Raw genomic sequence first — 10,139 nt, forward strand, 5'->3', positions numbered from 1 at the left:
GCCGCAAGACCCCCTCGGACCGGTTCCGGCATGATCCGTCGATCAGGCGACGCTGAGCCGGATTTCTCCAACAGAAGGGCATGCCCCTTCACGGCCATTCGCGCGGCACCCCGAAGTTACAAAAAAGGCGTCCGCCCCCGGGGGAGGCGGACGCCGCAGTCGGGGTGGGATTGCCCCCCGCCCGTCAGAAATTTCCAGGATAGAGGCCGCCATCCATCTGGATGTTCTGACCGTTGATGTAGCCGGCATAGCGACCGCACAGGAAGGCGCACATGGCGCCCATTTCCTCAGGATCGCCGACACGGCCGGCCACATTGTTCTTTGTCAGATGTTGCGTGATCGCCTTGGATTGCCGCAGCCGGTTGGTGTCGAACGGGCCCGGCAGCAGGTTGTTGATGGTCACCCCCTTGCCCGACACGGTCGGCACCAGCCCCAGCACGAAGCCCGTCAAAGCCGACCGTGCGGCATTCGACAGGCCGATCACGGGGATGGGGACGCGGACGGCGGACGAGGTGATGTTGACGATGCGGCCGAAACCACGCTCCCCCATTCCATCGACCGTCATGCGGATCAGTTCCACCGCGGTCAGCAGGTTGGCATCCAGCGCCCTGATCCAGGCATCGCGGTCCCAATCGCGGAAATCGCCGGGTGGCGGTCCGCCATTATTGTTGACCAGGATGTCCACCTGCGGCGACGCCGCGACCAGGGCGGCCCGCACGGCCGGCTCTGTGACGTCGCCCGCCACGGGGGTGACGGTCACATCGGGCGCCTCACGCCTGATGTCGGCGGCCGTGGCCAGCAGCGTTTCCTGCGACCGGCCATTGATGACGACATTGGCGCCCTCACGTGCCAGCGCCATGGCACAGGCCCGGCCCAGCCCCTGGCTGGCGGCACAGATGATGGCATTCCTGCCCTTCAGTCCCAAATCCATGATGTGGCCCCTTCCTCAATCGATTTCGTAATTGCGGCCGAAATCGGGGGGCGGCGGGCCATCGGCGGACCAGATGAACATGCCGTCCTTCTTGGTCCAGTCGATGGCCTCCCAATCGCACTGCGCCGGGATATGGTCCATGTCATAATAATATTCGCACATGCCGTTCCACGGATCGCGGAAATAGTGGAAATAGTTGGACCCGATGGCATGGCGCCCCGGCCCCCAGGCATGCTTGTAACCCTTGGCGAACAGCTTGCCGGCCGCCAGTTCCGCCTCGTCGATGGATGCCATCTCGAAGCTGGCATGGTGGAAGCCGGGGGCAGGGGAGTTCAGAAAGCCGATGACATGATGGTCGCTGTCGCCGGACAGGCGCAGGAAGGCGCCATATTCGTCCTGCAACGTGTCCGACACTTTCATGCCCAGCACCTCGCGATAGAAATTCATCTTCCGCGGGACATTGGGCGTGAACAGGATCAGATGGCCCAGCCGCCGCGGGTTGGTGGGCAGGGCGCGGGTGGGACAGCCGCGCACGCCCGAACGCGGGGTCAGGCCGGGGCTGTTGACCAGGATCGCCGGTTCCGGGGTCTGGGGGGCCGCTTCGGCCACTTGCACATTCACCAGATGCCCGTCGGGATCGTGAAACCACAGCCCGTCCGGTGCGCCGGCAAACGGGCGGGGCAGCAACGCGCCGCCACGGGCCTTCAACCGGTTGGCAACCGCGTCGAGCCCGGCCGCATCAGCCCCGAAGGAGATATGGTGGAACCGGCGGGACTTGCCGGTTTCCACCAGCACGATCTGGTCCTGGTCACGCCCCTTGCAGCGGAAGGCCAGATGGTCGGCGCGGTTCTCGACCGACAGACCGAAGGTTTCATAGAAATCGGCGCCCGGCGCCAGGTCCGGCACACCCAGGGCCATATATTGCAGCGACCTGATCATCTCGTTCTGTCCTCCCGTTCTTCTTGTTGTTCCGGCACCATCTTCCATTGGCATCAGGCACTGAGCCGGCCTGCCAGCCGGGCAACCGTCTCCCCCTGGTGGCGGGCCCCTTCCAGCTCGTTTTCCGAGGGAAGGCGCTCGCCCTTCATGCCGCTGACGGTGCTGGCGCCGTAAGGCGAGCCGCCCGTCACCTCATCGATGCGCATCTGGCCCTGGAACGAATAGGGCAGGCCGCACACCACCATGCCATGATGCAGCAGATTGGTGATCATGGAGAAGAGCGTCGTCTCCTGCCCACCATGCTGGGTTGCGGCGGAGGTGAAGGCGGCACCGATCTTGCCGCGCAGGGCGCCCTGATACCAGAGCGGCCCCGTCCGGTCCCAGAAGGCGGCCATCTGGCTGGCGATACGGCCGAAACGGGTGGGGGAACCGACGATGATGGCATCGTAATCGCCCAGTTCTTCCACCGTGGCGACGGGCGCCTTCTGGTCCAGCTTGAAATGGGCGGCCTTGGCCACATCCTCCGGTGCCGTTTCGGGAACGCGCTTGACCACGGCGTCGGCACCGGCCCTGCGCGCGCCCTCCGCAATGGCATCGGCCAGGATTTCCATATGGCCATAGGCGGAATAGTAAAGAACGAGAACCTTGGTCATTGCTTGATCCTTAAGCTTGATGTCCGCTCGGGCGCCGGGCCGCGGCGATGCCCATGCCGGCGTTCCATTGCGGGATGTCGCGGTAGAAGATGTCCTGATGGGTGAAGGGGCCCAGCGCCGCCATGGCCGCATAGGCCGCGACCCAGTTGCGCACCTCGTGCCCGCCGCAGCCGGCCAGTTGCGTCAGTTCCCCTTCCGCCAGTGCGGTGATGCTGTCGAAATCCAGCGCCGCCATCTGCGCCATGAAGGAACGGTCCCAGGCGGCATTCAGCGGTGTGGCATGGCCTTCGCCCCGTGCCAGCTTGCGGGCGGTCTCGTAATTGGCCTGCTCGCGGGCGCGGCGCGCCTCCATCGGCGGGTTGCGGCCGGCGATCAGCATTTCCGCCACCGGCGGCGGGGCCGTGGCAATGGTGGGGATCGGCGGGTCGTGCGACAGTCCGCCCGATCCCAGGATCAGCACCCGCTTGTTCAGGCCCGCCAGCCAGCGGCCGACCCCGTCGCCCAGCCGCCGCACCTGTCTGAAGGAAGGCAGGGGTGTGCCGGCGCAATTGATGTGGATGGGCAGCACGGGATAGCGGCCCACGCTGCCCGTCAGCAGCACCAGCAATTGCGCGAAGCCATGGTCAAGCTGCGCACGATAGGACAGGGCGGCATCGACATCGGCGGCATAAAGGTTCCGCACACAATCCAGCGCCAGTTCCTCGGGAATGTCGAACCGGTCGCCCGGCACCCCGATATCATAATCGCCGATGGCGGTGGCGCGGATGCCGACGGTGAAGGGCGGCATCATGTCATAGAAGAAGCCCTTGAAATGGTCGGGCGCGAACTCGACGATCAGTTCCGGATCAAACACCGCGACCTGTTCGGCCAGGCGGGCGAAATGCTGCCGGACCTCGGCATCCACCAGCGGATCGGCATCCACATGGTCCATGAGAGGCGTGTGCGAGGCGCAGATCATGCGCGCTTCGGCAAATGGCGATGGCATGGTTGTTCCCCGTTTCAGGCGGCCGGCGCATGTTCGGCCAGGAACGCCAGATGCAGGCGGTTGAACTCATCCGCCTTTTCCCACTGCGGCCAGTGGGCGCAATCATCCATGATCACCAGCCGCGCGTCGGGAATGGCCCGGGCGAAACGCTCGCCTGTCGCGACGGGTGCGGTGGGATCATGGTCGGTCCAGATGACCAGGGTCGGCGCCGTCACGCCCGCCAGGCTTTCATCCGTCAGCACGTTGCGCATGCGGATATCCATGTTCTGCAAGCACAAGATATGTTCCATGGCGCGCAGGAAGCCGGGCTGGGTGTAGATGGCCAGGCGCAATTCCACCAGATCGTCGGTCACGCGCTCCGGCTTGTGCATAAGCCATTCCAGCCGGGCGCGCACGGTGGCGGGGCTGGCTTCCGCCACGGCCTTCATGGTGACGTTGTAGACGCGGGTCATCACGGCCGGATCGGTGTTCAGGCCACCGGCTGTGTTCAGCGTCAGCGTCGCCACACGGTCGGGATGATCGATGGCAAACTGTGCCGCAATCCAGCCGCCCAGCGATTCCCCATGCACATGGATGCGCGCCAGCCCCAGCGCGTCGCAGAAATCCAGCAGATGCTGCACATAGTGCCGGATCTCGTAATCATGGTCGGGCTTGTCGGAATAGCCATGGCCGATCATGTCCAGCGCGATGGTCCGGTAATGTTCGGCATGGGGCAGCAGGTTGCGCGTGAACGCCTCCAGATGCCCGCCCGTGCCGGGGATGAAGACCACCGCCTCGTCAGCGCCGGTATCCCCCGCCTCCACATAGCGCGTGCGGATCGGTCCCGCCTGGACATAGCCCAGGCGGATGGCGCCACGGGCAATCTCGGGCCAAAGATGCATGTTGTGCCTCCCCCTCTTTCCATATTTGTTACACGCTAGCATGTAAGTTTTGAGCGCGCTTGTCACGCGCGTTTTTCAGCCTCGGTCGAAAAGGCATTTCTCGCGAGAGACATCATTGAATCTCCATTATATTTATCAATATGATAGAGAGAATTTGTGTCGCTGGTGCCGGATGCGGGGCAAAGGGTTGGCATCACGGCTATCGGGTCTGACGCCCCTATCCCGCCTGCCAGGCGCACAGGGCCAGGGCTTCCTCGCGCCATGGCGCGAGGAATGGAAGAGCAAATCGTAACCGAATCTGGCTTTTCCGTCAGGCAGCCATTTCAATGTTGCATCCTAGCACTCTGGCTTGATACGGATTTAAGGAGGCGCCTGTTGAGGGGATTTGATCGTGAACAAGAAGGACGAAGTCTATGAACTGCTGGTCGGCCGGCTGGTCGGGGCAGATTACAGGTTCGGCCAGAAACTGTCGGTGAAGGAAGTTGCCGCAGACACGGGCGCCAGCCGTCAGCCGATCATGGCCGCGCTGAACCGCCTGTCGGCGGAAGGATTCGTGCGGATCATTCCCCAGGTGGGGTGCGAGGTGATCAGCCCGGATCACAATCAGATCGCGGATTTCTACCTGATGTTCGAGCGGATGGAGGGGTTGCTGGCCGAACTGGCGGCAGCCCGCCGGACGGAAGCGCAGTTGAAGGAACTGCGTGGCATCCAGGCCCGCATCGGTGCCATCGACTTTGCGCAGCCGGAGGCGGCCCAGGCCTATCTGGAACTGAACCGGGCCTTTCACCAGTTGATCCACGACATGGCACAGTCCCCCTTCGTGGACGAGCGGCAGAGCAGCAATTTCAACATGTCGGATTTCTTCATCAACCAGGCCATCGGCTTTTCCGCCTTCATGGGCGGTGCCGCGCAGGAGCATGAGGAAATCATCGAGGCCATCGCATCGAAATCGCCTTCACGCGCCCGCACCTTGTCGGAAAGCCACATTGCCGGCGTGGCATCGGCCGTGGCGGCAGGCCTGCGATCGAAAGGGCGATAACCATTCGTTTTGTGAACTGACATGCTTGCATGCCAGTTTGTGATGTGCGACATTAACTCCACGGGGACCGGTAGGGGGATGCAAGACCACCGGCGCCGCGTAACGAAGGGTCGGGGCAACCGGTCCTGATACGGAAAGCCGGCCGATGGCAGAGGCGGACCGGCACGGGGAGTGCGCCACATGCAAGATCATCCTTTCCAGGGGCCGGCCTATGATGCCGATGCCCTGCGGGCCAAGTATCGAGCCGAACGGGACAAGCGCCTGCGCCGCGACGGGGCAGGCCAGTATCTCGACGCAACCGGTGAATTCAACCATTTCACCGACGACCCCTATGTCGCTCCCGGCTTCACCCGCGACGCGGTGACCGAGGATGTGGACGTGCTGGTGGTCGGCGGCGGCTTCGGTGGCCTGCTGACGGCGGCCAAGCTGTGCGACCGGGGCATCCGTTCCTTTCGCATCGTGGAACAGGCGGGGGATTTCGGTGGCACCTGGTACTGGAACCGCTATCCCGGCGTCCGCTGCGATATCGAGGCCTATATCTATATGCCGCTGCTGGAAGAGGTGGGAACCGTTCCGACGGAGAAGTACGCCACGGGCGCGGAGATTTTCGCCCATGCACAGGCCGTCGGCCGGCATTATGGCCTTTACGACCATGCCCTGTTCCAGACCAAGGTGGAGCGCCTGGAATGGGACGAGGCGGCAGCCCGCTGGACCGTGACGACCGACCGCGGCGACCGCATCCGTGCCCGTTTCGTGTCCGTCAGCCAGGGCCCGCTGGCCAAGGTGAAGCTGCCGGGCATTCCGGGCATCAGAAGCTTCAAGGGCCGGATTTTCCATTCCAGCCGCTGGGATTACGATTATACCGGCGGCGATGCGTCGGGCGGACAGGTCAAGCTGGCCGACAAGCGCGTGGCCATCATCGGCACGGGCGCCACGGCGGTGCAGATCGTGCCGCGCCTGGCCGAGCATGCCATGCAATTGCTGGTGTTCCAGCGCACGCCCTCGGCCATCGAAGTGCGCAACAACAGGCCGACCGATGCGGCCTGGCTTCAAGCCCAGCCCAAGGGCTGGCAGCGGCGCCGGATGGAAAATTTCCTGTCCATCCTGAACGGCCGGCCGCAGGCGGAAAATCTGGTGGGCGATCATTGGACCGACCTTTGGGAGCGCATGGGCGCCCTGATGGCGCAGGGCCAGGGCAGGCTGTCCCCGCCGCAGGCCATGCAACAGGCCGATTTCGAGAAGATGGAGCAGATCCGCGCCCGTGTGACCGCCACCCTTGGCGAGGGTGAGACCGCGGAGGCGCTGAAGCCCTGGTACAATTTCCTGTGCAAGCGGCCCTTGTTCAGTGACGATTACCTGCCGGCCTTCCAGCGGCCCAATGTCACCCTGGTGGATACCGGCGGGCGCGGGGTGGAGGCGATGACCCCGACCGGGGTCTGCGTCGATGGCCGCGAATATCCCGTCGATTGCGTGATCTTCGCCACCGGTTTCGATGTCGGCGCACCGGCACACAAGGTTGGCGGCTATCAGGTGGTGGGACGTGGGGGACGGTCCATCCAGGACAAATGGCAGGGCGGCCTGCGCTGCCTGCACGGCACGATGTTCAGCGGTTTCCCCAATTTCCATGTGGTGGGCGGTGCGGAACAGGGTACCACGGCCTTCAACTTCACCCATACGCTGGACATCCAGGCCACCCATGCCGCCGAGATCATTCATTACGGCCTGCGCAACGGCGTCGCCGCCCTGGAACCGACGCCGGAGGCCGAGGAGCGCTGGCTGGAACAGGTGGAGGCCAAACATGTCGACCATGAGCATTTCTATGAGGAATGCACACCCGGCTTCCTGAACAACGAGGGTGCCTTCAAGGACCGGCCGACCTATGTCGGCGGCACCTATGGCGGCGGCCCGCTGGAATATGAGGCCGTCATCACCGGCTGGCGGGCGGAGCGGCTGGCTGTGGACATGGATATCCGTCCCCTGGGCCGCACCGCGCCGTAACCGCAGGGCAGGGACCCGCCCACCCGGGGCGGGTCCCGGAAGGCCTGACGCCCGCGACAGGCGGCGAGCGCCTGCGGGCATGATCCCGAAATGAAGAACAGACCCCTGCAATCGGGGGCGCTGCCGTACCGACAATAATCAAAATTGGGGAGGAGGAAGTCGATGGCCCATCAAGGAATGAGGGGTGCTGTCTGCGCGTTGGCCCTGCTGATGCCAACACTGGTCCAGGCACAGGAAACGCAGGTCGCCCAGGCCGGCGACGTGCTGGATGAGATCATCGTCACCGCCACCAAGGCGGGCGAGACGACCATGCAGCGGACGCCACTGGCCATCAGCGCCTTTTCAGCCGACAAGCTGGACAGTTCGCTGGTCCTGAACGTCAAGGATCTGGTGGCCGTCACACCCAACCTGTCGGTGGCGCAGGTGACGGCCAGCGCCGTCATCTATATGCGCGGCATCGGCAGTTCCAACGTTTTCGGCGGTTCCGACCCCAGCGTGACGACGCAGATCGACGGGGTCTATATCGCCCGCGCCTTCGGCCAGTTTCAGGATTTCGTGGATATCCAGCGCGTGGAGGTGCTGCGCGGGCCCCAGGGCACGCTTTACGGCCGCAACGCCGTTGGCGGCACCATCAACATCATTTCCAAGAAGCCGTCGGACAAGGCCACGGGCAAGCTGCAACTGACCGTCGGCGATTATGAGCGCCGGCAGGCGCAATTCTATGTCAGCGGCCCGCTGGTGGAGGAGAAGCTGCAGGCCAGCCTGTCCGGAACCTATATCCGCCATGACGATTACATCGACAATATCGTTGCCACTGGCCAGCCCGGCACCAACAATGCCAACCGTGGCGGCCTGCGCGGACAGGTACGTTTCCTGCCGGCCGACAATGTCGAGATGATCACCCGTTTCGATTACAGCCGCAGCGACGAACGGTTCGACAGCTACAGCCACCTGCTGGTGCCCTTCCGGCCCGGTGGCGCCAACCCCACGCCGCTGGCATCCGGCATCGTGGGTGATTATTCCAAGGTGGCGCTCGATTCACCGCAGACCAACGACACCAAGCTGTGGGGCGTGGCGCAGGAGGTGAACATCGACCTGACGGACGCATTGGCGGTGAAGTCGCTGACCGCGTTCCGCAAGAGCCGGTACAACCTGTTCGTGGACAGCGATGGTACCGAATTGCTGGCCCAGACCAGCAACCAGAATGAATGGTCCCGGCAATTCAGCCAGGAACTGAACCTGACAGGCAATTTTGACCGCTTCAATGGTGTGTTGGGCCTGTTCTATTTTCATGACAAGACCAGCACGCTGCTGCAATCTACCAACTATGCCAGCCCCGTCCTGCCACCGGCCAACGCCTTCTATATCCGCACCGAGCCGGACAGCTTCACCACCTCCTTCGCGGCCTTCGCGCAGGGGACCTACAAGCTGACCGATGATCTGGGCTTTACGGCCGGCCTGCGCTTCACCCAGGATACCAAGCGGATCGAACAGAATTTCGACCGCGTGTCGCTGGCCACCGGTTCATCGACCCCCGGTTTTCCCTTTGTCTATGAGCTGAAGCGCAAGTTCGATGCCGTGACCCCGAAATTCGGCCTGGATTACCAGGTGACGAGCGACATCATGCTCTACGCATCGGCCACACGCGGGTTCAAAAGCGGCGGCACCAGCATCTTCGCCAACAACGCCACCGATCTGTCCTTCGCGCCTGAAACCATCTGGGCCTATGAAGGGGGTATCAAGAGCGATCTCCTGGACCGGCGGCTGCGCTTCAACACCAGCCTGTTCCATTATGATTACAAGGATTTGCAGGTACAGTCGCTGATTGCGCCCGGCGTGGTCGCCATCCGCAACGCCGCCAATGCCCGCGTGCGCGGCGTGGAATTCGAGTTGACGGCGCGGCCCGTCAGCGGCCTGGAACTGGGCGGCAACCTGTCATTCCTGGACACCAAGTACCGGGCCTTCCCAACCTCCAGCGTGCCCAACCAGCTCGTGAATTTCGTGGCGACGGACCCGCGCTTCAACGCGGCCAGCCGCACCTTCGACGCAACCGGCAACCGCCTGAATGCCGCCCCGAAAAGCTCGCTGTCCACCTATGGCCAGTATAATTTCGACGTGGGGCCGGGCACGGCCTTCATCCGCGGTGAATATTTCCGGCAGAGCAAGGTTTATTACGATGCCTCCAACGCCGATATCTTTTCCCAGAAAGCCTATGACCTGATCAACGCCTCGGTCGGCTGGAACAGTGACGAGGGCGGCTGGGGTGTCCAGGTCGTCGGCAAGAACCTGGCCGATGAACAGTACCTGATCACTGTCGCCGCCAACGGGTTGGTTCCCGCCGGTCTGGCCGGTGCCCCCCGCACCTTCGTGTTGCAGGTCTCCAAAAGCTGGTAATCTCCGACTTGGGCCCGCCGCGGGAACGCCCCTTTCCGCGGCGGGTGATTTTTGACAGAAACAGGCAATCGAACAGGCGCCAGACCAGATGCATGTGCTTGTCATCGGCGGGCGCAGCGGCCCTGGCCGCGGGGTCGCCGAATATCTGCATGCACAAGGGGCCTTGGTTTTGCCGTCGTCTCCCGCCGGTCCCGGCCCTGGACGGCCTTTTCCGTGACCATCGGCCTCCTGTCCTGAGGGCTGATACCAGATCCCGGTGAGAGCAACTCACCGGGATCTGGTACGGCGGCGACGGCCGCCGCGCCGCACATGCGGCGTA

The 10,139-nt window shown here is 63.7% G+C and carries 8 protein-coding genes; 3 read left to right on the forward strand and 5 right to left on the reverse strand.

Translation table 11 applies throughout. The annotated features are described in order from the left end of the window. Positions 1-184: 184 nt before the first annotated feature. Genes ACM9LZ_RS23370 through ACM9LZ_RS23390 form a run of 5 tightly spaced genes read right to left on the reverse strand, consistent with a single transcriptional unit; the run spans position 185 to position 4,389 of the window. Positions 185-931 carry an SDR family oxidoreductase gene (locus tag ACM9LZ_RS23370; protein WP_416621933.1) on the reverse strand — a complete coding sequence of 249 codons (747 nt, stop codon included), beginning with the start codon at positions 929-931 and terminating at the stop codon, positions 185-187. 15 nt (positions 932-946) lie between these two features. Next, the gene (locus ACM9LZ_RS23375; protein ID WP_416621934.1) at positions 947-1,870 is read right to left on the reverse strand and encodes a VOC family protein; all 924 of its coding nucleotides are present in this window, start codon (positions 1,868-1,870) and stop codon (positions 947-949) included. Between the two features lie 53 nt (positions 1,871-1,923). After that, positions 1,924-2,523: an NAD(P)H:quinone oxidoreductase gene (wrbA, locus tag ACM9LZ_RS23380; protein WP_416621935.1), complete on the reverse strand. Its 600-nt coding sequence runs from the start codon at positions 2,521-2,523 to the stop codon at positions 1,924-1,926. Positions 2,524-2,533: 10 nt separating this feature from the next. Further along, positions 2,534-3,508, reverse strand: a complete 975-nt coding sequence (locus tag ACM9LZ_RS23385) for a 3-carboxyethylcatechol 2,3-dioxygenase (protein ID WP_416621936.1) — start codon at positions 3,506-3,508, stop codon at positions 2,534-2,536. Positions 3,509-3,522: 14 nt separating this feature from the next. Beyond that, positions 3,523-4,389: an alpha/beta fold hydrolase gene (locus ACM9LZ_RS23390; RefSeq protein WP_416621937.1), complete on the reverse strand. Its 867-nt coding sequence runs from the start codon at positions 4,387-4,389 to the stop codon at positions 3,523-3,525. A gap of 391 nt (positions 4,390-4,780) precedes the next feature. Between ACM9LZ_RS23390 and ACM9LZ_RS23395 the strand changes: the two genes are divergently transcribed. From ACM9LZ_RS23395 to ACM9LZ_RS23405, 3 genes are all read left to right on the forward strand, one after another. After that, positions 4,781-5,428: a GntR family transcriptional regulator gene (locus ACM9LZ_RS23395; RefSeq protein ID WP_416621938.1), complete on the forward strand. Its 648-nt coding sequence runs from the start codon at positions 4,781-4,783 to the stop codon at positions 5,426-5,428. 180 nt (positions 5,429-5,608) lie between these two features. Beyond that, positions 5,609-7,426 (forward strand): flavin-containing monooxygenase, encoded by a 1,818-nt coding sequence (locus ACM9LZ_RS23400; RefSeq protein ID WP_416621939.1) that lies wholly within the window; start codon positions 5,609-5,611, stop codon positions 7,424-7,426. A 162-nt stretch (positions 7,427-7,588) separates the two neighbouring features. Continuing rightward, on the forward strand, positions 7,589-9,820 hold the full coding sequence (locus tag ACM9LZ_RS23405) for a TonB-dependent receptor (RefSeq protein ID WP_416621940.1): 2,232 nt from the start codon (positions 7,589-7,591) through the stop codon (positions 9,818-9,820). Positions 9,821-10,139 lie beyond the last annotated feature (319 nt).

This window comes from Niveispirillum fermenti, assembly GCF_048066175.1.
Taxonomy (GTDB): domain Bacteria; phylum Pseudomonadota; class Alphaproteobacteria; order Azospirillales; family Azospirillaceae; genus Niveispirillum; species Niveispirillum fermenti.